Genomic DNA, 767 nt, shown 5'->3' on the forward strand with positions numbered 1-767 from the left:
GGGTGTCCCGATAAGGGAATTGTTATGGGTGTCTTGATAAGGAAATAATAAATAAATTAGTAAATCGGTTTAGTGGCGGTGCGGCTTTAGATTGTTGTTTTGGTTGTGTGCTTTTTCTGCGCTGAGGAGTGGGTTTTGTTCAGCTATTTTTAGGCGCTGCGCAGGATTGCCTTTGGGTTATTGAGCAGGAGATCATGATTTTTTGCGAGTGCCTGTCTTTGTCGTTTATGTTTTCTAGTAGTAGTTTGGCGGCTTCTTTACCAATGATGTAGGGTTCTTGCTTGATAACCGTTACAGGGACTTTGAAGAATTCAGCCATGGGGATATCGTCGAAACCTATCAGTGATACGTCGTCTGGGATCGTTATGTTCTCTTGGTTTAAGTGGGTTAGCAGCTCGGTGGTAATCGCTAAATGTTGGGTGAAAAATGCGGTTGGTGCGGCCGCTGATTCAAGCATACTTTTTGGCGATTGCGCAAAACCGGTTTCTCTCTGCCAGTACTGAATCAGCGCCGGCTCTAGACGAATATCATGTTTTTCTAGTGCTGACACGTACCCTAAATAGCGTTCATTTCTCGACTTTACGTTTTTGAAGTCTTGCGTCATAAAACAGATTCGCTTGTGCCCAAGGTTAATCAGATATTCTGTGGCATCAAACGCGGCCTGGCGATAATCAGACAAAATAAGGTTTTTCTCACTGCCATCATGCTCTAACTGAAAGTGTACAATCGGCATGCCTTTTTGGATGTACTGTGCAATGAGCTGATTA

Annotated in this window: 1 protein-coding gene; it reads right to left on the reverse strand. The window is 43.7% G+C overall.

Annotated features, from left to right (window positions below; genetic code table 11):
- Positions 1-139: 139 nt before the first annotated feature.
- Positions 140-767: substrate-binding domain-containing protein (locus GCHA_RS05260; RefSeq protein WP_039992134.1), on the reverse strand; the 628-nt coding region annotated here is incomplete at its 5' end.

It is taken from the genome of Paraglaciecola chathamensis S18K6 (assembly GCA_000314955.1).
In the GTDB taxonomy this organism is placed as follows: Bacteria; Pseudomonadota; Gammaproteobacteria; order Enterobacterales; family Alteromonadaceae; genus Paraglaciecola; species Paraglaciecola chathamensis.